The sequence below is a fragment of the Dyella terrae genome (assembly GCF_004322705.1).
GTDB classification, from domain to species: Bacteria; Pseudomonadota; Gammaproteobacteria; order Xanthomonadales; family Rhodanobacteraceae; genus Dyella_D; species Dyella_D terrae.
The window spans coordinates 439,092-458,983 of record NZ_SIZZ01000002.1 but is presented as its reverse complement, the minus strand read 5'-3'; the positions used below and the strand labels follow the sequence as shown (position 1 = coordinate 458,983).

23 protein-coding genes are annotated in these 19,892 nt (G+C 63.9%); 9 read left to right on the top strand and 14 right to left on the bottom strand.

Annotated features, from left to right (window positions below):
* Positions 1-30: 30 nt before the first annotated feature.
* Positions 31-855, bottom strand: a complete 825-nt coding sequence (locus EYV96_RS12890; protein WP_131151949.1) for a DUF2884 family protein — start codon at positions 853-855, stop codon at positions 31-33.
* 219 nt (positions 856-1,074) lie between these two features.
* Between EYV96_RS12890 and EYV96_RS12885 the strand changes: the two genes are divergently transcribed.
* Together EYV96_RS12885 and EYV96_RS12880 are read left to right on the top strand one after the other, a co-directional pair.
* Entirely contained in the window at positions 1,075-2,733 is a 1,659-nt protein-coding gene (locus EYV96_RS12885; RefSeq protein WP_131151948.1) for an FAD-binding dehydrogenase, read from the top strand.
* Positions 2,730-3,761 carry a 2-dehydropantoate 2-reductase gene (locus tag EYV96_RS12880; protein WP_240732522.1) on the top strand — a complete coding sequence of 344 codons (1,032 nt, stop codon included), beginning with the start codon at positions 2,730-2,732 and terminating at the stop codon, positions 3,759-3,761. Before EYV96_RS12885 ends, EYV96_RS12880 begins: the two co-directional genes overlap by 4 nt.
* Here EYV96_RS12880 and EYV96_RS12875 read toward each other — a convergent pair.
* From EYV96_RS12875 to EYV96_RS12840, 8 genes are all read right to left on the bottom strand, one after another.
* Positions 3,758-4,948, bottom strand: coding sequence for a low temperature requirement protein A (locus EYV96_RS12875; protein WP_131151947.1), 1,191 nt, complete (start codon positions 4,946-4,948; stop codon positions 3,758-3,760). The genes EYV96_RS12880 and EYV96_RS12875 overlap by 4 nt on opposite strands.
* A gap of 63 nt (positions 4,949-5,011) precedes the next feature.
* Positions 5,012-5,284, bottom strand: a complete 273-nt coding sequence (locus tag EYV96_RS12870) for a DUF2845 domain-containing protein (protein ID WP_240732520.1) — start codon at positions 5,282-5,284, stop codon at positions 5,012-5,014.
* A 102-nt stretch (positions 5,285-5,386) separates the two neighbouring features.
* Positions 5,387-5,953 carry a DUF924 family protein gene (locus EYV96_RS12865; RefSeq protein WP_131151946.1) on the bottom strand — a complete coding sequence of 189 codons (567 nt, stop codon included), beginning with the start codon at positions 5,951-5,953 and terminating at the stop codon, positions 5,387-5,389.
* 10 nt (positions 5,954-5,963) lie between these two features.
* Positions 5,964-6,404, bottom strand: a complete 441-nt coding sequence (locus EYV96_RS12860; RefSeq protein WP_165488676.1) for a PA2169 family four-helix-bundle protein — start codon at positions 6,402-6,404, stop codon at positions 5,964-5,966.
* 128 nt (positions 6,405-6,532) lie between these two features.
* Positions 6,533-7,279: a DUF2884 family protein gene (locus EYV96_RS12855; RefSeq protein WP_131151944.1), complete on the bottom strand. Its 747-nt coding sequence runs from the start codon at positions 7,277-7,279 to the stop codon at positions 6,533-6,535.
* A gap of 68 nt (positions 7,280-7,347) precedes the next feature.
* The gene (locus EYV96_RS12850) at positions 7,348-7,815 is read right to left on the bottom strand and encodes a hypothetical protein (RefSeq protein WP_131151943.1); all 468 of its coding nucleotides are present in this window, start codon (positions 7,813-7,815) and stop codon (positions 7,348-7,350) included.
* 11 nt (positions 7,816-7,826) lie between these two features.
* Positions 7,827-8,375 carry a peroxiredoxin gene (locus tag EYV96_RS12845; protein WP_131151942.1) on the bottom strand — a complete coding sequence of 183 codons (549 nt, stop codon included), beginning with the start codon at positions 8,373-8,375 and terminating at the stop codon, positions 7,827-7,829.
* A gap of 103 nt (positions 8,376-8,478) precedes the next feature.
* On the bottom strand, positions 8,479-8,937 hold the full coding sequence (locus tag EYV96_RS12840) for a hypothetical protein (protein ID WP_131151941.1): 459 nt from the start codon (positions 8,935-8,937) through the stop codon (positions 8,479-8,481).
* Between the two features lie 195 nt (positions 8,938-9,132).
* On the opposite strand from EYV96_RS12840, the gene EYV96_RS12835 reads away from it, so the two are divergent.
* From EYV96_RS12835 to EYV96_RS12825, 3 genes are all read left to right on the top strand, one after another.
* The gene (locus tag EYV96_RS12835; protein WP_240732518.1) at positions 9,133-9,510 is read left to right on the top strand and encodes a glycine zipper 2TM domain-containing protein; all 378 of its coding nucleotides are present in this window, start codon (positions 9,133-9,135) and stop codon (positions 9,508-9,510) included.
* A 25-nt stretch (positions 9,511-9,535) separates the two neighbouring features.
* A complete protein-coding gene (locus EYV96_RS12830; RefSeq protein WP_131151940.1) occupies positions 9,536-9,952 on the top strand; it encodes a universal stress protein in 417 nt (138 codons plus the stop codon).
* A 193-nt stretch (positions 9,953-10,145) separates the two neighbouring features.
* Positions 10,146-10,970 (top strand): ferritin-like domain-containing protein, encoded by an 825-nt coding sequence (locus EYV96_RS12825; protein ID WP_131151939.1) that lies wholly within the window; start codon positions 10,146-10,148, stop codon positions 10,968-10,970.
* Positions 10,971-10,981: 11 nt separating this feature from the next.
* Here EYV96_RS12825 and EYV96_RS12820 read toward each other — a convergent pair whose 3' ends face one another.
* From EYV96_RS12820 to EYV96_RS12805, 4 genes are all read right to left on the bottom strand, one after another.
* Positions 10,982-11,431 carry a DUF6491 family protein gene (locus EYV96_RS12820; RefSeq protein WP_131151938.1) on the bottom strand — a complete coding sequence of 150 codons (450 nt, stop codon included), beginning with the start codon at positions 11,429-11,431 and terminating at the stop codon, positions 10,982-10,984.
* Positions 11,432-11,504: 73 nt separating this feature from the next.
* Positions 11,505-12,242 (bottom strand): hypothetical protein, encoded by a 738-nt coding sequence (locus EYV96_RS12815; RefSeq protein WP_131151937.1) that lies wholly within the window; start codon positions 12,240-12,242, stop codon positions 11,505-11,507.
* Positions 12,243-12,321: 79 nt separating this feature from the next.
* Entirely contained in the window at positions 12,322-13,200 is an 879-nt protein-coding gene (locus tag EYV96_RS12810; protein WP_131151936.1) for a LytTR family DNA-binding domain-containing protein, read from the bottom strand.
* A gap of 60 nt (positions 13,201-13,260) precedes the next feature.
* Entirely contained in the window at positions 13,261-13,563 is a 303-nt protein-coding gene (locus EYV96_RS12805; RefSeq protein WP_131151935.1) for a DUF3247 family protein, read from the bottom strand.
* A 154-nt stretch (positions 13,564-13,717) separates the two neighbouring features.
* Between EYV96_RS12805 and EYV96_RS12800 the strand changes: the two genes are divergently transcribed.
* From EYV96_RS12800 to EYV96_RS12785, 4 genes are all read left to right on the top strand, one after another.
* Complete coding sequence (locus EYV96_RS12800; RefSeq protein WP_131151934.1) at positions 13,718-14,986, top strand: MFS transporter; 1,269 nt, start codon at positions 13,718-13,720, stop codon at positions 14,984-14,986.
* 11 nt (positions 14,987-14,997) lie between these two features.
* Positions 14,998-15,915, top strand: a complete 918-nt coding sequence (locus tag EYV96_RS12795) for an arginine deiminase-related protein (protein WP_131151933.1) — start codon at positions 14,998-15,000, stop codon at positions 15,913-15,915.
* Positions 15,916-15,974: 59 nt separating this feature from the next.
* Positions 15,975-16,559: a hypothetical protein gene (locus EYV96_RS12790; RefSeq protein WP_131151932.1), complete on the top strand. Its 585-nt coding sequence runs from the start codon at positions 15,975-15,977 to the stop codon at positions 16,557-16,559.
* A 137-nt stretch (positions 16,560-16,696) separates the two neighbouring features.
* Positions 16,697-17,044, top strand: coding sequence for a hypothetical protein (locus tag EYV96_RS12785; protein ID WP_131151931.1), 348 nt, complete (start codon positions 16,697-16,699; stop codon positions 17,042-17,044).
* A gap of 100 nt (positions 17,045-17,144) precedes the next feature.
* Here EYV96_RS12785 and aceE read toward each other — a convergent pair whose 3' ends face one another.
* The gene (aceE, locus tag EYV96_RS12780; protein WP_131151930.1) at positions 17,145-19,838 is read right to left on the bottom strand and encodes a pyruvate dehydrogenase (acetyl-transferring), homodimeric type; all 2,694 of its coding nucleotides are present in this window, start codon (positions 19,836-19,838) and stop codon (positions 17,145-17,147) included.
* Positions 19,839-19,892: the final 54 nt, after the last annotated feature.

Genomic DNA, 19,892 nt, shown 5'->3' with positions numbered 1-19,892 from the left:
GCAAGAGCCCCGTGCAGGCTCGAACTGGGGTTAGCGAGAGGCCACCTTCGCAGGCTTTCCTTCCGTGGAATGGCGATAGTCGTTGTCCTTGTTGTACGTGATCAGCTGCAGCCTCGAACCATCGGAAAGGCGGAACTGAAATTGCTGCTGCGTCTGCGCCATCGCTTCAATTCGCGGGCAGAGCGCGTCGGCACGGACACTGAGCTTGTCGGCACGCGCCTCGATCTCCTTGTTGACCGACTTGTCCAGGCTGTTGGCGCGCGCTTCCAGCGCTGCCACCTTGCTTTGGTCGCCGGTCAGCGCGGCAGCGACGGCGTTGGCCGCCACGGTGCTGGCGAGATCGGCGATCGTCGAACCCATGGCTTCGCCCATGGCATCACCAAAGGACTCGCGATTCCACACGCCCTTGGCAAGCGTGTTGTCGATCTCCGTCAGTGCCTTGTTGCGGCTGGCCTCGAGCTTGGACGTGTACTTGCGGCGATCGCCTTCGTTTTCCGAGAAGGTCGCCAGCACGGTGCGCATGGCAGTGAATCCGATATCCACGCCTTCGCGTGCGATGACGGTCACCTCGGGCAGCATCTGGCGGACGCCGTTTTCGTAGTTGCGCAAGCGCTGCGCGTCATCGTCCGTGACCGCAATGCTCTTGCCGTCGACCACCAGCTTGCCGTCATGCATGTAGACGCTGGCCGGCTTGGCATCCTTGTTGTCGAAGAACACGCCGTTGCTGTTGACGCGCACGTCGTAGTTGGTCGTATAGCCGCAGGTGCCGTCGTTGATGTGAACATCTTTCGCCTGGGCCGTGGCACCGAAACTCAGGCCGGCCGCAAGCGCCAACACGGTAAGTTTCATTCGCATGACATCCCTCCTGGTCGTCAGGCCTTTCCCCAGGCCAGTGCCGCAAAGATGCGCGTTGACAACGCGGCGGACATGGGCCAGCCGTCATGCCCTGCCATCGGTCATGCGTGACTAACGGCGTCTCCGGAGCGTTTGAAACGCTGGCATGCCGCGTTGCGCATAGCGACGTCGCGACGGACCCGCTAATTTCGGCGGATCGACCGAAGGGGGAACGGTGGCATGGTGCAGGGGTTTGACGTAGTCGTGGTGGGTGGCGGTCTGGCGGGCCTGGTGGCGGCCACGGAAGTGGCCGATGCGGGCAAGCGTGTCCTGGTGGTGGACCAGGAGCCCGAACAGAGCCTGGGTGGCCAGGCCTTCTGGTCGTTTGGCGGGCTGTTCTTCGTCGACTCACCCGAGCAGCGACGCATGGGTGTCCGCGATTCGCACGCGCTGGCCCTGACTGACTGGATGGGTACGGCCGGCTTCGACCGCACCGAAGACCACTGGCCGCGCCGCTGGGCGGAGGCCTATGTCGACTTTGCCTCCGGCGAGAAGCGTCGCTGGCTCCATGACATGGGCATGCGCTGGTTTCCGGTCGTGGGCTGGGCCGAGCGCGGCGGTGGCGGCGCTTATGGGCACGGTAATTCGGTGCCGCGTTTCCATGTGACCTGGGGTACCGGCCCGGGCGTGATCGAACCGTTCGTTCGCCGCGCGCTCGAAGCACGCGACAAAGGCTTGCTGAGCTTTGCCTTCCGCCACCGTGTCGACGAGCTGCTCGTCGAAGGGAGCGCCGTCGTGGGCGTACGCGGTGCCGTGCTCGCACCGGACGGGATGGAACGCGGCAAACCCAGTTCGCGCGACGTCACGGGCGAGTTCGAGTTTCGTGCTCAGGCCGTCGTCGTGGCGTCCGGTGGCATCGGCGGCAATCACGAACTGGTGCGTCGCAACTGGCCGGCCCGCCTGGGCGAACCGCCCAAGCACATGATCTGCGGCGTGCCGGCGCACGTCGACGGACGCATGCTCGGGATCACGGAAAATGCCGGCGCCAACCTCATTAATCGTGACCGCATGTGGCACTACGTCGAAGGCATCGAGAACTGGAATCCGATTTGGCCGATGCATGCCATTCGCATCCTGCCCGGCCCGTCATCGATGTGGTTCGATGCCACCGGCAAGCGCCTGCCGGGCCCGTTCTGGCCCGGCTACGACACGCTGGGCACGCTGGAATACCTGCGCGGCACGGGCCACGACTACAGTTGGTTCATCCTCGACCAGCAGATCATCCGCCGCGAGTTCGCGCTTTCCGGTTCGGAGCAAAACCCCGACCTCACCAACAAAAGCTGGCGCCAGGTGGCAAAGCGTGCCATTGGCAAGGGTGCGCCGGCGCCCGTGGAGGCGTTCAAGCAGCATGGTCGCGACTTCATCGTGCGTAACACGCTGGAGGAACTGGTAGCCGGCATGAATGCGCTGGCCGGAAACGGCCTTCTCGATGTGGCACAGATTCGTCGCGAGATCGAGGCACGCGACCTGCAATTCGACAACCCCTTCACTAAGGATGCGCAGGTCATGGCCATCCACAGCGCGCGTCGCTATCGCGGTGACAAGCTCGTTCGCGTGGCGAAACCTCACAAGATGCTCGATCCGGCGAACGGACCGCTCATTGCCGTGCGCCTGAACATCCTGACGCGCAAGACACTCGGCGGACTCGAAACGGATTTGCAGGGTCGCGTGCTCGCGCAGGACGGCGAGGTCATGCCGGGGCTTTACGCAGCGGGCGAGGCATCGGGTTTCGGCGGCGGCGGTGTGCACGGCTATCGCGCACTGGAAGGCAGCTTCCTCGGTGGCTGCATCTTCTCCGGGCGCGTAGCCGGACGCGCGGCGGCTGCGGCCGTGACGTGAAGCCTCCGGTCGACATCGTCGTCTATGGCGCAGGCAGCATCGGCTGCTATATCGGCGGGCGTTTGCATCTGCACGCCCGCGTTCGACTGATCGTCCGCCCGCGCATGGCGGACGTGCTGCTCGATCGCGGGCTGACGCTGACCGACCTGCACGGCTACCGGCAACACACGGACGGGCACCAGCTCGATCTCGGCCTCGATCCGCACGATGCCCATGCACCGCTCGTTCTGGTGACGGTCAAATCGGCGGATACGGCGCAGGTGGGCGCGGAGCTCGCGCCCGTACTGAGCGCCGGCACCACGGTCATCAGTTTCCAGAATGGGCTGGACAACGCGCAGGTACTTCGCGCCGCCCTGCCCCGCTGCACGGTGTTGGCCGGGATGGTGCCGTTCAACGTCTTGCAGCGCGAACCAGGCGTGTTTCACCAGGGCACCGATGGGCAGTTGATGGCCGACGCGCATCCGGCGCTGGCGCGCGCGGCGCCCGCCTTTGCATCCGCCGGCCTGCCGCTGGATCAACGCGACGACATGCCCGCCGTCCAGCGCGCAAAGCTATTGTTCAACCTCAACAACGCCATCAATGCCTTGTCGGACCTTCCCTTGCGGGAGGAGCTGGCCGACCGGGACTGGCGACGATGCCTGGCCCTCGCTCAGCGCGAGGCCATCGCCATCTTCAAGGCGGCTCACTTGCCCCTGGCCAAACTGACGCCACTGCCGAGCGCCTGGCTGCCAGCCGTGCTGTCACTGCCCGACGCGCTCTACTCTCGCGTGGCTAAACGCATGCTGGCCATCGACCCCCTGGCGCGCTCGTCGACCTGGGAGGATCTGCGAGCCGGACGACGCACTGAAGTCGACGCCATCCACGGTGCGATCGTGCGCCTGGCGCAGGATCTGGGGCGACAGGCGCCGGTGAACGCGCGGATCATCGAATGGGTTCGCGCACAGGAGGCGTCGCCACGCACGTGGACCGCCGCGCAACTGCGCGCCGCCATGGACGCGTCGGTTTCGTCGGACTCGTCAGGCGTCTAGTGTTCCGCCGCGTGCAATGACGCACGCACCTTGCGTAATGAGAGCGTTTCCCACGCCGCGGCGATCACCAGCACCAGCGTTGTCGCCGCGGACAGCCAGAGATTGCTCAGCTGGCCTGCGAGAAAGATCAGTGCCGCCAGCAAGATCAGGCCCGCCAGATGCGAGAACGGAAAGTTGGTGTGGTTGACTACCATCTTGAATAGCGCGCAGCCAAGCAGATACATCGCCGGACCACCGATCAGCACGGCCGTGGCGGCGATGCCCTGCCCGTCCGGATGCGTCAGGGCCAGTTCGTCACCCACGGCGGTGACGACAATGCCGGCGACGATCAGCAGGTGAAGATACGTGTAGGCCAGGCGTGCCGTGCGGCCGGGATCGCTGGACGCGGTAAAGGCGCGACTGCTGCGCTCCGCACCAAGGTCGAAGTAGATCCACCACATCGCCACGCTTCCCAGGAAGGCCATGGCGAAGGCAAGCACGCTCTGCGCATCGCGCGCCGACTCCGCAAAGCTTGAGCCGGTTACCACCATCGACTCACCCAGCGCGATGATCACGAACAGACTGCAGCGCTCGGCCAGATGACTGGCTTCGACGTCCCATTCCCGCGTACTGGAACGGCCGATGCCCGGTACATAGAAGTAGGCGGCCGGGCCCATGTACTCGATCGCCAGCGCCGCGATCCACCAGGCGAAACGAGACGCCTCATGTGCACCGCCCATCAGCCACAACACCCCGGAAACGCAGAACCAGCTGGTGATGCGCACGAAGTTGAGCTGCGCCGCGCGCGGCGACTTGCGCAGCGCCCACATCATGAACGCGGAGCGCCCCACCTGCATGGCCACGTACGCGCCCGCGAACAGCATGCCGTGTTCGGCAAAGGCCTCGGGTAACGACGTCGACAGCAGGAGGCCGGCGAAGGTGAGCACCAGCAACATCATGCGCACGGCAATGCGCTCGGGATCGAGCCAGTTGGTAATCCATCCGGTGAAGATCCATACCCACCACACGGACAGGAAAAGCAGCAAGACGCGCAGGGCGCCGCCCGCATCGAGATGATGGAGCAAAGTGTGCGAGAGCTGCGTCACCGCATAGACGAAGACCAGGTCGAAGAACAACTCGATGTTCGTCACTTTGCCGTGCCCGCCGTCGCGACTGCGCAGCAAACTGGCCGTTGAATCGTGGCTCATGGCGTTCCCTTCGTGACACTCGCAGCAAACGCGACGTTTATCGCACGCAGGTGGGCCTGGCGACTACAGGCGCTGTTCGTCGATGTGGACGACCCGCCCTTCGGCGACGCTGATCGTGGTGATGCGCTGGCCGCGGCGGTAGTGCCAACGTTCGGTGCCGGCTCGTCGGCCAGGTTTGGACGACCCCCTTTGCTTTGTGGACGGCTGGCCCAGAAGATCCACGACACGCGCGGAACTGTCACCGGTCACCAGCACGCGACTTCCCACGCGCAAGGTGTCGCTCGCGAAGCTGGCGCCAGCCCAGATCATTGCCAGGAACATCATCAGATATCGCATGCCGGACTCCGCCAGTGAGGTCCGACAACGATAGGCGCATGGCCCACGGCCATCGATCAGCGAGGCGCCGCTCAAGGCGTCAGGCGATGGCGCCTTTTTTGATCAGAATCCGGCGCCGGGCTGTGCAAGGTAATGGGCCTCGTCGGCGGTCGTTGCCCGTCCCAGCACCTGGTTGCGATGCGGGAAGCGGCCGAACCGCTCAATCACCCCATGGTGACGCCGTGCATAGTCGAGGTAGTTGGCAAAGCGCGCGTCACCGGGCGCCTGCTGGCATAGGTCGCCGAACAAGGCGACGCAGTGCGCCTGCAACCTTCGGTCTTCGGCATGTTCCAGCGGCAGGTAGGCGAATGCGCGCCATGGCGCCGGCAGTGCCTGGTCATCGCCCCGCGCGATACCGGCGAGGGCGAGCGACTGGGCTTTGGGGTCGTGCTCGTAAGCGCGCGGATCGTTGCGAAACAGGTTTCGACTGAACTGGTCGAGGACGATCAGCAGGGCCAGCCAGCCCTCGGGCGTCGCCGCCCAGGCATCGAGTTCACCGCGCGCCGCAACCAGGAACGTGACATCGAAGCGACTGCGGATGGCGTCATCGAAAGCGTCATCGCGAGCGAACCAGCGCGGTTCGTTGGCGGGGTCGAACCAGAAATCCAGCACATCCTTTGCGTTAGCCAAGTCCCGCTCCTCAACCGTGGGTGGTACCCGCCAGACAATGCATGTCCTTGTGCATGCCGTAAAGGCGCGACAGGTGGCGGGCCAGCACCCCGTTCCGCTCGCCGGGCGCGCGCTCCAGGCGACGCTCGAAGCTATGCAGCAACTCGCATTCGTAGCGGGCCAGGCAGTGCACCCAGGCACTGTCGCGGTGCGTCGCAAACTGGGTCGAAAGCGTGGCGGCCAGAAAGCGCATGCTGCCGCCCAGTGTGCCGTGCTCCGCAGCATATCCGCCGTCAGCACGGACCTGGCCCTGAAGCTCGGCGATCAGGCTATCCAGGGTTTGCAGATTTTCGAACAGCAGCATCTGGAGGGCCGGATCGCGCACCTGTTCCAGCGCACGCCGATGGAGATCGCGGTCATCGATTCCACGACGGATCAAGGCGTTATAGAGCCCACGATTAACTTGCGACACGGCCAACCGCCTCCCGGCGGCCTAAGAAACTACTCAGCTGGCGCCTATCGTCCGACCTCGCGACTTAGCGAAACATTAATTTGCCGTCAGGCGATTTCCTGCGCTCAGCCGCCGTTTGCCTGCCGTTGTCATTGGGCGATCTGAACGAGGTTAAGCGGCTGCCCATTGCCCCCGCGCACGCCCTGTTGCAGCTCCGCCAGTCGCTGGATGGAGGGGCACAACGCCTGAATCTGGGGCTTCAGGGCCTGCATCCGTCGCTCCAGGCGCGGCCGCAGTTCGGTGGCCAGGCCGGCGGCCTTGTCGCGAAGGTCGGCCGCCGCCTGCAGGTCACCCGTCATCGCCGCCTGCATGGCCTGCTGGCCCAGATCGCCGACGATCAACGGCAACAGGTCGCTGGCGATCTGGTTCGCATACTGGTCGGCCATGTCGCCCTGCCAGTCGCGGGTCGATTGGCTGTTGGCGATGCGCTGTTTCAGTTCAACCACGCGCGCGGCGACTCGTTGATCGACATCCGCCCGGGTCTGGGCCGACAAACCGAGGTTCAGCGCCTCGGCGCGAACGGCCTGGGCAAGGAGATCGATACCGTTTTGCGCGACCGTCCGGGCGCGCGGCGCCAGCGCGCGCAATTCACGCTCGAACAACGCCATCCGGTCCTGGTCTTCGGCATTGAGGCGAACGGTGTTGCCATCCGTGCGCAGGTTGCCGTCATGCAGCTCGACGTGGAACGGCGCCGGCTGTGGGCGATCGAAGACCAGCGCATCCGGCTTGAGCGTCAGGTCGTAACTGCTGCTGGCCTGGCAGGTGGTGGCCAGATCCTGGGCGTGCAGGCTGCCGGTGACAAACAGCGACAGGGCAAGGAAGGCAGGGATGCGCATGGATCACTCCGTGAAGGGGCTCAAGGCGAATAGCGCCCGACCCGCCAACCCTGCCTGAACGGCCGCGATTACTTGCGGCGCCCGAATTGCGCCTTTACGTCCGGCCGCATCAGTTTCCAGGCCAGCCAGGCCAGCACCGGAATCGTGATGAACTTGATTGCCATGCCGATGTAAAAGGCCGACTGTTCCTGCGTAATCTGCTCGACGGCGATGGTCTGCATGGCGCCGTCCGCGATCGCCCTGGCATTGGCCATGGCTTCGTCGAACTTGCCGCGCAGCATCCACATCCGCACCAGCATCACCGCCGTCCACAGCGCCAGCAGCGGCGCCAGGACTGTCATCACGCGACGCGCCCACTCCTGTCGAAGGATGCAGCCTGCGCTTACCACCACGACCGCCGCCGGGACGATCACTTCCAGGTACATCCCATGCCTGGCGTACTGGAACGCACCCGATGCGGCCTGCAGCAGCACCAGCCACAAGGCGACGCCCCACAGCGAGAACAGACGCGCCCGCAAGGGCGCGTCCTGGGCCACGCTCGCTCCCATCAGGAAGCGGCCTTCAGCGTGGCGAGGTCCGCCAGTACCTGGGCCGAGTTCTTCTCGGGGTCGACGTCCTGGTACACCTTGGCGATCTTGCCGTTGGGGTCGATCAGGAAGGTGGTGCGCTTGGCGTAATGCATGCCGGCGCGCGAGGTCAGCACGCCATAGGCCTGCGCCGTGGAACTGTCGGCATCGGACAGCAGCGGGAACGGCACCTTGTACTTGGCGGCGAATTCCGCATGGGACTTCACGTCATCGAGGCTCACGCCCACCACATCGGCGCCCGCCTGGCGCAGCTTGGCCACGTCATCGCGGAAGGTGCAGACCTCGGTCGTGCAGCCGGGCGTGAAATCCTTGGGATAGAAGTACAGCACCAGCCAGCGGCCATGATGATCGGCCGGCGTGTGCCACTTGCCGTTCTGGTCTTCCAGCTTGAAGTTGGGAGCGGCCTGGCCCACCTGGGGCAGGTTCGACGCCGACGACTGGGCCATGACGGGTGCGAACACCCAGCCCACCAGCATGATCAACAGGACGAGCAACGCATTGCGACGCATGACGGCACTCCGGAACGCAGGGGAAGAGGTTCAAGAGTGTACGCGTCCTGACAAAAGAAGGGCGCCCCACGGGACGCCCTTCGAAAACTTGCTGCAGCGCGCCTTACATCTTGGTAATGGTGAACTTGCCCACCGACACGCCGAGATTCACGCCTTCGCCGGTACCGGCCAGCGCCAGCGACGTGGTGCCCTTGGTCAGCACCTGGGCCTGGCCGCTCTTGACCACACCCGCTTCCGCCCCGGCCTGCGCGTAGTCGCCATAGACATCGGCGATGCCGCGTACATGCGAGATCTCACCCTTGCCGTTGTCGATGCGGAACTTACCGGCCGTCAGGCCACCGCCGACAATACTGATCTTCACCTTGGCCGTTTCACCATTGTTGCAGGTGATCGTGCCGCTACCTTCGGCGTGCTTGTAGATGGCGGACCAGCCGGAGAGGCTGAAACGCAGGTCGCAATCGACACTGGCGTCTGCCGCCTGCGCACGCGTTACCGGCGCGCTCGTCATGGCTGCAGCCAGACCGAACATCAAAGCCGCCATGCTCATCGAACGCTTGATCATCGTCGTCTCCTTTCATGCGGTTGGATTGCGGCGAAGATCATTGATGCGTGCTCCTGAACGGTTGGCACATCCCCGCCGAGGCCGTTAAGCCTTTGGCATTGGTTGTGAGCATTGCGTCGACGCGCGGCGTTGATCTGTCCCTAACAAGTGCTCGCGCAGACTGTGGCCAACACTCGGATACAGGGACGATGTGCCATGAAACTTCCTCTTGTCCTGGCGATGTGCCTCTCATTGCTGGTGCCGTCATTCGCGTTTGCGCAGGACAGTACGTCCGGCAGCACGAAGACCACCACGAGCACGCAGAAGAAAAGCACCACCACCAAGAAGACACGCACCGTGTGCCAGGACGTCACCGTGCAGGACCAGCCCAAGGACTCGCATCAGATCACCGGCATGGCCGTGGGTGCGGTGGCCGGTGGCCTGCTCGGCAATCAGGTCGGCGGCGGCAAGGGCAAGACCGTCGCCACCGTAGCGGGCGCCGTCGGTGGCGGTTACGCTGGCAAGAAGATCCAGGAAAACCAGCAGGCGAAAAACACCCACGTCGAACGCCGCTGCCACGAAGTGACCGATTGATACCTGCCGAGGCGACATCCACTCCATGCGTCATCATGTCCTGGTTGGTTACGACGGCTCGCCGTCGTCTCAGCGTGCATTCCGGTTTGCACTGGACCTGGCCCGCGCCAGCGGCGGTCGCGTCCGCGTCGTCACGGCGGTGAAGGTTGCCGAAGGGGTGGTCGATACCTGCGCAATTGTCATGGCGGACAAGGGGACGCAGCGCGCCCGCGAGCTGCTCGCCGAACTCGTCACCCTCGCCCCCGATGCGCAGCAGCTCGTGGAAGTCGAAGTCACCTGCGGCAGCCCCGGGGACGTCCTGCTCGAACAGGTTCGCGAGCACGACATCGACCATGTCGTCATCGGGCATACCGAGCGCGGCGCCCTGGCCCGCTGGCTCCTGGGGTCGGTCTCCGACGACGTGCTCGATCGGGCCGGCGTTCCCGTCACCGTCGTTCGCTGACGCCGGCCTTTCGTAAACACTTTCGGGCCCGTCCGGGGTCACGGGCGAAAGCAGGTGTCGTCATTTCGTGAGCATGCGGGTAGGCGGTCATTAATCCGTTCACGCAAACTCGTCGTATGCTCTTGTCACAATTTGGTCATGCCCGACTGCGCCCGTCAGTAGCGCAGGTCGCGGCCCGCACAGGAATCACCGCGTGAGCTATAACGACTCGTTGCCATGGACGCTGGAAAGCCTCGACCTGGAGCAAATCCAGCTCGAACAGATCCGGCACAACGAAGAGCTCTTTTTCCTGCTGTGCAGCTCGTCCTTCGTCGAGAGCGGCTCGGACCTCTACACCCACAACCTGGTCGAACACTTTGCCGGCGACCAGACGCTGCAGACCTGGCTCAGCCAGCACTGGGAGCACGAAGAACTCCAGCATGGTCGCGCCCTTGCCGCCTATGTGAAGAAAGTGTGGCCGGAGTTCGACTGGGAACGCGGGTTCAAATCTTTCTGGGACGAATACGGTGCCGTCTGCACGTCCGAGCAGCTCGAAGACAGCCGGGGGCTGGAACTGGCGGCGCGCTGCGTCGTGGAGACCGGCACGGCAAGCCTGTACCGGGCCCTCAATGACATCACCGACGAGCCGGTGCTCAAGCAGCTCACCAGCCACATCAAGAGCGACGAAGTGCGTCATTACAAGCACTTTTACCAGGCGTTCCGCCAGTATCGCGAACGGGAGGGCCTGGGGCGCTATCGCGTGTTCCGCGCCATCCTCAAGCGGGTCAATGAAATTCGCAGCGAAGACTCTGACATCGCCCTTCGCCACGTTTTCAACCAGTGCTATCCGCAGCACGTGGGAAACGACGCGGAATTCAAGCGCGTGACGGGCAAGGCACAGGCGCTGCTGCGCCGGAATATTCCGGCCGAGATGACGGTGAAGATGTTGCTCAAGCCGCTGGATCTTCCCGCCAAACTCCAGGACTGGCTGGAAAAGCCGCTGGCCAAGGCGGCCGAGCGTCTCTTCCTCAACGCGTAGCGGCGGGTTGCTCAGCCTTCGGCTTTGCGCTCCTGCACGTCGACCTTGCGCTGCTCATGCTCGATGGCCTTGAGCTTTGATACGTCCACGGGGCGAATCTGCTTGATGACGCACGGCATGTTCATGGACACGCCGCCACCGATCGGAATGACCTTGTCGAAGTTGACGTAGACCGTGCTCATGTTCGACGTGAGTGTCATGCCGGTGGCGTAGGTCAGGTCGGAACACGGGCCGGCCAGGTCGAGCAGAAATGCTTCACGGGGCTTCGGATAGACCACCAGCTGGGTGTCGTTGAGTGCTTCCCACGAATACAGCGGCGTGTAGACATGAAAACTGCGCACGGGTTGGCCGGCGGCCGTTTCAAAGGACTGCTTGCGCTGGACCGACTTTTCGCCGGGACCACTGGCACACGCTGCCAGGGCCAGCAATGTCGATGCCACCACGAGGGTTTTCTTGATCACGCGCCTCTCCACCGAAATGTTCATTCGTGAGTGCCTTCCACGGACGGGAAAGACACTCACCTCTCACTGACACTTACTTCTTGGCGCCCTTCTTGGGCAGCGGCTGCCACTTGTCCGCATCGAATCCACCAACCTCGTACACCAGCTGCACCTTCTTTTCGCCCTTCTGCATCGTCACGTCGATGGTGATTTTCTTCGCCTTCTGCAAGGCGGCGATGAACGCCTTGTCGTCGCGGATCATCAGGGCCGGTTCGCCGGTCGGCGGCGCGAAAGCCTTGATGCCCGTGGACTTGCCGTCCAGCGTGACCGGCAAGGTGCAGTTGGCCTTGCAAACAAAGCCGCCCGCATCGCTGTAGAGGAAGACGTGCTGGCCCCACTCGGTGTGCCGGCGCAGCACCAGGCGCACGCGGTCATTGCCGGAGGGCTGGCTGCTGTAAATCGTGGCGGTCGACTGGGTGCCGCCCTGCATCGGCGACACTTGATAGAGCCACAGAGCCTGCAAGCGATTCTTCTCGCTGTTTTCCTTCCAGCGCTTCTCGATGTCCGGCAGCGTCTGCTGCACCTCTTTGGCTGCCTCGCTGTCCGGATAGCGGCTGACGATTTCCTTGCCCATCGTCGTCGCCATCTCGTCGTTGTTGATGCGCACGAGCTGGCGATACGTATCGAGCTTCTTGGCAGCCTCGTCAGCCTGGGACGGAGCAGGTGCCTGCGTCGGAGCGGCGGCTTGCTGGTCGCCGGACGGGGAACACGCGGCGAGTGCGAACAAGGCGCCCGCAAGGGCCATGCTTACGGAAAGGCGCGGCAAGGTCATCGGTGGTGTCCACATCAGGCAATGAGGCGCCTAGCTTGTAGCGTCGAGCGACATGGCGCAACCGGGCAGATCGCCTGCGTCACGCCACGGAGGCGGCTTCCCCGAAGCGGTCCTTCAACTGCGCGCGATAGCGTCGGCTACACGGCACTTCTGACCCGTCCTTCATGCGCAGGCGCGCATCGCCGGTGTCCAGGGGCTCGATCTCGGCGAGAAAGTCGAGGTTGATCGCGTAACTGCGGTGGACCCGGATAAAGCGGGCCGGATCGAGCCGGTCTTCAATGCCAGCCATGGTGACCCGCAACGGATATTCACGCCCGCGCACATGCAGGTTGACGTAGTTTCCGGCCGCCTGGAGGAACTCAATGTCACGCGCATTGACCAGGAACTCCTTGCCCAGCTTGCGCACGAGAAACCGCTCCGGGCGTTCCACGGGCTCCACCGGCGGCCCCACCTCGGGCTCGGCCAGCAGGCGCGCCTCACCCTGGAGACGCGCAACCCACAGGTGATAAAGCGACAGCAGTGCAACCACGCCGAAGTACCCCCGAACATCCTTCAGGTACTCATAGCCGGCCCAGGTGGACCACCACGGACCGAAGTCGTAATGCTCACCCATGGCGCCGTGCACGGCGGTGCGGATCAGCACCATGCCGCCAACGTGGATAAGGCTGTAGGGGATGCTGGCCAGCAGATGCACCGGCAAGGCAACGCGCCAGCTGTCGAAGTGAAACGGCCAGCGGCGCACGAATGCCACGACGGCCGGCACCAGCGCCAACAGCATCAGGGCGCTGCTCCACTCCCACAGCCACGGCTGCCATGCCGGCGTACCCGGGTGGTCGATCTGGGAAACGATGCTGTTGAACAGCGCGTTGAGGGTGTACAGCGTCAGCCAAAAGCCCGCCTCGAACGTGCGGCGCCAGTGCTTGAAGGATTCGTAGGTCAGGCCAGTGGACTCGGTCATGCGCGAAGTGTACGTGCACACTTGCCGCGAAGGATGCGTTCGCTGGACCAGCGCTCGCTGTCAGTTCTCACTGCCCATGGTGGAATCCAGGTGGATCACTCGAGCAATCTCGTCGAGCCAGACAAACCGCTCCCATGCCGGCATGGCCGGACGCTCCAGGCGCACGACGCCATTGATCCCTTCGTTTTCATCCGGGTCGCGAAACACCTGCACATTCGGACGCTCCGATACGACGCCTTCGCAAGAGCTTCCGTCCTTCAGTTCCAGATTCACGTGCCCGTTGGTCGGTAATTCGCTCACCAGCGCCTCCAGATGCTGTATCTGCGATGGCTCCGTGTACACATGTGCCGCCGATCGCCCCATGATCTTCTCCCGTCAACGTCTTTGGCGTCACCCTAGGGGCACGGCCGGCAAGGCCGGATCAAGGCAATGACACGATGGCGTCAAGCTAGGCGTGTCGCGTACCACCACCGATAATTCGGTCCCTTGGCCCCAGCCGGCCTCATGCGGAATCCCGATGCCCCCTGCCCCTGCCGCACCCGCCACCGACTCGCTGCTCAAGCACCAGGCCTTCGTGCATTTCTGGTTTGCGCGCATTGCGTCGAGCTTCGGCTTCCAGATGCTCTCCGTCGCGGTGGGCTGGCAGATCTACGAGATCACCGGACGAGCGCTTGATCTGGGCCTGATCGGCCTGGTGCAGTTCATTCCTTCCGTGTTGCTCGCCCTTCCGGCGGGCCATGTCGCCGATCAGTTCGAACGTCGTCGCATTGTTTTGCTCGGGCAGGTCCTTGAGCTGATCGCCATCGTCGTGCTGGCCACCATCAGCCTCATGCATGCGGCCCATGAAGCGAGCATCCTCGTCCTGGTTTTCACCATCGGCGTCGCCAAGGCCTTCGAGTTCCCAGCCATGCAATCGATGCTTCCGGCGCTCGTGCCGGCGAGCATCCTGCCGCGCGCCATGGCAGCCAGTGGATCGGCGGGACAGGCGGCCATGATCATGGGCCCCGCCCTGGGCGGCCTGCTTTACATCGCCGGCCCCGGGACGGTCTATGTGGTTTCGGGCGTGCTTTACCTCGCCTCCGTGCTTCTGATGACGCGACTGCGATACGACCATGTGCCGCCGCGACGCGAGCCGGCGACGCTGAAAACCCTGTTTGCCGGCGTGCATTTCATCCGCGCGCGCCCGGATGTGCTGGGCGTCATCTCGCTCGATCTGTTCGCCGTGTTGCTGGGCGGCGCCACGGCCTTGTTGCCGATCTTCGCCAAGGACATCCTGCATACCGGCCCGTGGGGGCTGGGTTTGTTGCGCGCAGCCCCGGCCGTCGGCGCGCTCCTGATGTCGGTCTGGCTCACGCGGCATAGCCTGGAGCGGAAGGTCGGGCCGATCATGTTTGCGTCGGTCGCCGGCTTTGGCCTGGCGACGCTGGTGTTCGCCGTGTCGTCCACGCTGTGGCTTTCGATGGTCGCGTTGTTTGCATTGGGCGCTTTCGACATGGTCAGCATGGTCATCCGTGGCGCGTTGGTGCAGCTCGATACGCCGGACGACATGCGCGGACGCGTCAGCGCGGTCAATGCGATCTTCATCAATACATCCAACCAGCTGGGTGAGTTCGAATCCGGCTTGCTTGCCGCCTGGCTGGGCGCGATCAACGCAACCCTGATTGGCGGCTTCGGCACGCTGGTCGTCGTGGTGCTCTGGATGGCGATGTTCCCCACGTTGCGGCGACGCCAACGCCTTCAGGCCGAACCGAACGAACTGAGCCAACCGGCCGAAGACACTCTGTAGAGGCAACCCTCATGTTCGTGACTGACGCGACCACGTTTCTCGATGCCTGGCGACAACTGGACACGACGCCCTTCGGGCTGGCCACGGCACAGGCGGCGTTTCTCGTTTCACCCGCTGAGTTTTCGCTGGCCACCGAAAGCGCCCAGGACAATGCCTACATGGCCATGCAGTCCAGCACGGATCCGCTGCGTGCGCTTGCACAGCATGCGGCGTTGGCGCAGGCCTTGCGGACCGATCTTCCTGTGGTCACGTTTCCGGGCCACCCCGCCACGCCGGACGCACTGTTCCCGAACAATGTGTTCGCGACAGCGCCGGGCACGCTCGTCGTCGGTCGCATGCGCCATGCGATTCGACGCACCGAAGCCGAACGTGGCGATATCCGCAGCTTCTTCCGCAACGTCCTTGGCTATACAGAAATCGATCTTTCCTCGCGCGACGATCTTGTCGCCGAACTGACCGGCTCGATGGTCATCGACCGTGCGCGCGGCGTCGGTTTCTGCGGACTGAGTGAGCGCTGCGATGAAGCCGGCGCGCGCGCCATGCATGAGGCATTTGGCTTGCGGATGACGTTCTGCTTCCGGCTGGCGCCAGGCGAGTACCACACCAATGTCGTGCTGGCCGTGCTGGCAGGCCGGGCCGCGATAATCGCGAAAGACGGATTCGCATCCGTCGATGTGCCCGACGCCATCGCGGAAGCCTATGCACCCCATGTCGTGCAGCTCGATGCCGCGCAAAAACGCGCCTATGCCGGCAATGCCATCGCCCTGTCGAGCGAGCGCGTGTGGATGAGCGACACCGCCGGACGTTCGCTTGAGAATGCACAGCGTGCGCTGCTGGAATGCGCGGGCTTCCGCATCGGTACCGTGCCACTGGACGAAATCGAGAAGGCGGGCGGAAGCCTGCGTTGCTGCATCGCCGAGATCTTCTGACCCTCGCCAGACGGGCGTCGCTCAGGCATGCTTGCCGGAGCCATTCGGGGGGAAGGCCTGTGTCCGACGTTGTCCACATCACGCGCCCGGCGCGCTCTGTTCTGCTCACCGCGACCGGCTGGAGTTTCTTCGGTATCGGCGCGCTGGGCATGGTGTTTTTTCTGCTGTTCACCTTCGTCTTTGGCATCTTGCCGTTTGACAGGATAATGCTCGAATCGCAGGCCCAGCTGATGAAAGACGGCATGCATCCCGCGCCCATGCCTCCCATCAGCCTCTGGTTCATGCATCACATGACCACCGTCTTCGGCTCGATGGCCGGGTGGTGTGTGATCCATGCACTCGCCGGCCTGGGCCTGTTGTGGCGTCGACGCGTCGGGCGAATCCTGACGGTCACCCTGCTTGCGATCGACGGCGTGTGGCTGCTGTTTTACGTCGGTGTACAGGCGTACTACTTCCAGGATTCGATGGATTACCAGCGTTCCATGATGCCTCCGGGCGATGCCGAACTGCTGTATCCGATGATCCGGGGATTCGCCTTGGGAGAGATGATCGGCTCGCTGTTGGGTGGCGTGGTTTTCGTCGTCGCAGTGGGATGGCTGATCCGGAAGTTGCAGGCACCGGCCATCTCCGCCGAGTTGCGCTGACGAAGCCTGCCAGAGGCCGCTTTTTTGGCTCGCTTTTCACGGATAAGGCTCGCAGCTGAACGAGCCGGGCAGCGTTTACACCGGGGTCACGCCTCCACTGGCAGTTTGAAAGGCCTGTTGGACAGAGGAGGCACGACATGGCCCGAAACCGCGATCTGGAAAGCACCATGAATGGCGTGGGTGAACACCTGCGCGAACGCGCACATCATTACGCCAGCGAAGCCGGTGATCGTGCGGAATCCCTGATGGAACGCGGGCGCGAAGCCGGCCGCGAAGCGCGGCGTCGTTTTGGGCGCAATGGCAATGACTATGCGCGACGCATGACGCATGCCGCCGAGGATTTCGCGGACGAAGCGAATTACCAGTACCGCCGCCTGCGTCGCCAGGTCGCGCGTCATCCCGGCGCTACCGCCGCCATCGTCGTCGGTACCGTCGGCGCGTTCTTCGCCTTGCGCCACCTGTTCCGCAGTCGCGACGACGACTGACACGGCACGGATGCCTGACGAAGGGCTGCCGACAGGCCCATCTCACGCGCAAAAAGAAACCCGCCATGACGGCGGGTTTCTTTTTTAGCGATGCAACGCATCAGACGTACAGCGGGTTCGGCTTGTCCGGATCCAGCTTGTAGGTCTTGATGGCGCGGCTGACATCCTTCGGATTGACCTTGCCTTCCTTCGCCAGCGCAGCGAGTGCAGCGTGGGCGATCCAGTAACGGTCGACTTCGAAGAAGCCTCGCAAATGCGCACGCGTGTCGCTGCGGCCGTATCCGTCCGTACCCAGCACGGTGTAGTGCTTACCATCGGGGATGAACGCGCGGATCTGGTCGGCGTATTCGCGCACGTAATCCGTGGCGGCCACGGCCGGACCCTGACGATCCTGCAGCAGGCCGGTGACGTACGGCACGCGCTGATCGGCTTCCGGATGCAGGCGGTTCCAGCGCTCGGCGTCGAAACCTTCGCGACGCAGTTCGCTGAAGCTCGGGCAGGACCAGATGTCGGCGGTAACACCGAAATCTTTCTCCAGCAGCTCGGCCGCGGCGATGACTTCACGCAGGATGGTGCCCGAACCCAGCAGCTGCACGCGCGGCTCGCCCTTCTTCGGCTTGCCGGCGTCCTTGAACAGGTACATGCCCTTGATGATGCCCTCCTCGGCGCCCTGCGGCATATCCGGGTGGGTGTAGTTCTCGTTCATCACGGTGATGTAGTAGTACACATCCTCCTGCTCCTGCAGCATGCGGCGCGTGCCGTCCTGCATGATCACCGCCACTTCGTAGGAGAAGGTCGGGTCATACGACTTCACGCTCGGGATCGCGCCGGAAAGCAGGTGCGAATGACCGTCTTCGTGCTGCAGGCCTTCACCATTGATCGTCGTACGACCGGCGGTGCCGCCGATCAGGAAGCCGCGCGCACGCATGTCGCCCGCCGCCCAGGCCAGATCGCCGATGCGCTGGAAACCGAACATCGAGTAGTACACGAAGAACGGCAGCATCGGCACGTTGCTGATGCTGTAGCTCGTCGCCGCAGCCATCCAGGCGGCCATGCCGCCGGCCTCGGAGATGCCTTCCTGCAGCACCTGGCCCTTCTGGTCTTCGCGGTAGTACAGCAGCTGGTCGGCGTCCTGCGGGCGGTACTTCTGGCCGAACGGCGCGTAGATGCCGATCTGACGGAACATGCCTTCCATGCCGAACGTGCGCGCTTCGTCGGCCACGATCGGCACGATGCGCTCTCCGATCTGCTTGTCGCGCAGCATCAGGTTCATGCCACGGACGAGTGCCATGGTCGTGGATATCTCGCGATCGCCGCTGCCCTTGGTGATCTGCTCGAACGCCGACAGTTCCGGCGCCTTGAGCTTCACATCGGACGTACGACGACGCTGCGGCAGCGAACCGCCGAGCGAACGGCGACGCTCCATCATGTACTGCACTTCCGGCGAATCCTTGCCCGGGTGGTAGTACGGCACGTCCTTGAGCTGGTCGTCCGGCACCGGGATGTTGAAGCGGTCGCGGAAGTGGCGCACGGCCTCGTCGTCCAGCTTCTTCTGCTGGTGCGTCGGGTTCTGCGACTCGCCGGCGGCGCCCATGCCATAGCCCTTGACCGTCTTGGCCAGGATCACGGTCGGCATGCCCTTGGTGTTCACGGCCTGGTTGTAGGCGGCGTACACCTTGTGCGGATCGTGCCCACCGCGGTTCAGGCGCCAGATGTCGTCATCGGACAGGTTGGCGACCAGCTGCGCGGTTTCCGGATACTTGTTGAAGAAGTGCTCGCGCGTGTAAGCGCCACCGAAGGCCTTGCAGGCCTGGTACTCGCCGTCGACGGTTTCCATCATCAGCTTGCGCAGCGTGCCGGTGGTATCGCGCGCCAGGAGCGGATCCCAGTAGCTGCCCCAGACCACCTTGATGGCGTTCCAGCCGGCGCCACGGAACACGCCTTCGAGTTCCTGGATGATCTTGCCGTTGCCGCGCACCGGACCGTCCAGGCGCTGCAGGTTGCAGTTGATCACGAAGATCAGGTTGTCCAGGCCTTCGCGGCCGGCCAGCGAGATCGCGCCGAGGGATTCGGGCTCGTCGGTTTCGCCGTCGCCCATGAAGCACCAGATCTTCCGGTCGCTCTTGGGGATCAGGCCGCGATGCTCGAGGTACTTCCAGAACTGCGCCTGGTAGATGGCCTGGATCGGGCCGAGGCCCATCGACACCGTCGGCACCTGCCAGTAATCGGGCATCAGCCACGGATGCGGGTACGAAGACAGGCCCTTGCCGTGACCGGCCACTTCCATGCGGAACAGATCCAGCTGCTCTTCGCTGATGCGGCCTTCCAGGAACGAGCGGGCATAGATGCCCGGGCTCGAATGGCCCTGATGGAACACCAGGTCGCCCGGATGCTCGGCACTCGGTGCGCGCCAGAAATGATTGAAGCCGACGTCATACAGCGTGGCCGACGAAGCGAAGCTGGCGATATGGCCGCCCAGCTCACCGGGCTTGCGGTTTGCACGCACCACCATCGCCATCGCGTTCCAGCGGACCAGCGTACGGATACGCCATTCCATCGCCGCATCGCCGGGGCTCTTGGCCTCCTTGCTGGACGGGATGGTGTTGACGTATTCGGTGGTCGGATTGAACGGCAGGTAGCCGCCCGCGCGACGCGTGGAATCGACCAGCTTCTCCAGCAGGTAATGCGCACGCTCGGTGCCATCGTGATTGATGACCGCATTGAGCGAGTCGACCCATTCCTGGGTTTCGGTGGGATCGAGGTCCTGGTGGAGGATATCGTCGAGCTGATCCATAACTTCTCCGCGGCGCCTGGCGGCGCAAAGCTGGTGAATGCCCGGCGCTGGGGG

What these genes read in the sequence shown, in the direction of transcription:
- EYV96_RS12875 (WP_131151947.1), bottom strand. Translation starts at nt 4,948, where the DNA reads ATGAGCCACGATTCAACGGCCAGTTTGCTGCGCAGTCGCGACGGCGGG.
- EYV96_RS12840 (WP_131151941.1), bottom strand. Translation starts at nt 8,937, where the DNA reads ATGATCAAGCGTTCGATGAGCATGGCGGCTTTGATGTTCGGTCTGGCT.
- EYV96_RS12885 (WP_131151948.1), top strand. Translation starts at nt 1,075, where the DNA reads ATGGTGCAGGGGTTTGACGTAGTCGTGGTGGGTGGCGGTCTGGCGGGC.
- aceE (WP_131151930.1), bottom strand. Translation starts at nt 19,838, where the DNA reads ATGGATCAGCTCGACGATATCCTCCACCAGGACCTCGATCCCACCGAA.
- EYV96_RS12810 (WP_131151936.1), bottom strand. Translation starts at nt 13,200, where the DNA reads ATGACCGAGTCCACTGGCCTGACCTACGAATCCTTCAAGCACTGGCGC.
- EYV96_RS12870 (WP_240732520.1), bottom strand. Translation starts at nt 5,284, where the DNA reads ATGCGATATCTGATGATGTTCCTGGCAATGATCTGGGCTGGCGCCAGC.
- EYV96_RS12830 (WP_131151940.1), top strand. Translation starts at nt 9,536, where the DNA reads ATGCGTCATCATGTCCTGGTTGGTTACGACGGCTCGCCGTCGTCTCAG.
- EYV96_RS12805 (WP_131151935.1), bottom strand. Translation starts at nt 13,563, where the DNA reads ATGGGGCGATCGGCGGCACATGTGTACACGGAGCCATCGCAGATACAG.
- EYV96_RS12800 (WP_131151934.1), top strand. Translation starts at nt 13,718, where the DNA reads ATGCCCCCTGCCCCTGCCGCACCCGCCACCGACTCGCTGCTCAAGCAC.
- EYV96_RS12785 (WP_131151931.1), top strand. Translation starts at nt 16,697, where the DNA reads ATGGCCCGAAACCGCGATCTGGAAAGCACCATGAATGGCGTGGGTGAA.
- EYV96_RS12845 (WP_131151942.1), bottom strand. Translation starts at nt 8,375, where the DNA reads ATGCGTCGCAATGCGTTGCTCGTCCTGTTGATCATGCTGGTGGGCTGG.
- EYV96_RS12795 (WP_131151933.1), top strand. Translation starts at nt 14,998, where the DNA reads ATGTTCGTGACTGACGCGACCACGTTTCTCGATGCCTGGCGACAACTG.
- EYV96_RS12835 (WP_240732518.1), top strand. Translation starts at nt 9,133, where the DNA reads ATGAAACTTCCTCTTGTCCTGGCGATGTGCCTCTCATTGCTGGTGCCG.
- EYV96_RS12815 (WP_131151937.1), bottom strand. Translation starts at nt 12,242, where the DNA reads ATGACCTTGCCGCGCCTTTCCGTAAGCATGGCCCTTGCGGGCGCCTTG.
- EYV96_RS12855 (WP_131151944.1), bottom strand. Translation starts at nt 7,279, where the DNA reads ATGCGCATCCCTGCCTTCCTTGCCCTGTCGCTGTTTGTCACCGGCAGC.
- EYV96_RS12890 (WP_131151949.1), bottom strand. Translation starts at nt 855, where the DNA reads ATGCGAATGAAACTTACCGTGTTGGCGCTTGCGGCCGGCCTGAGTTTC.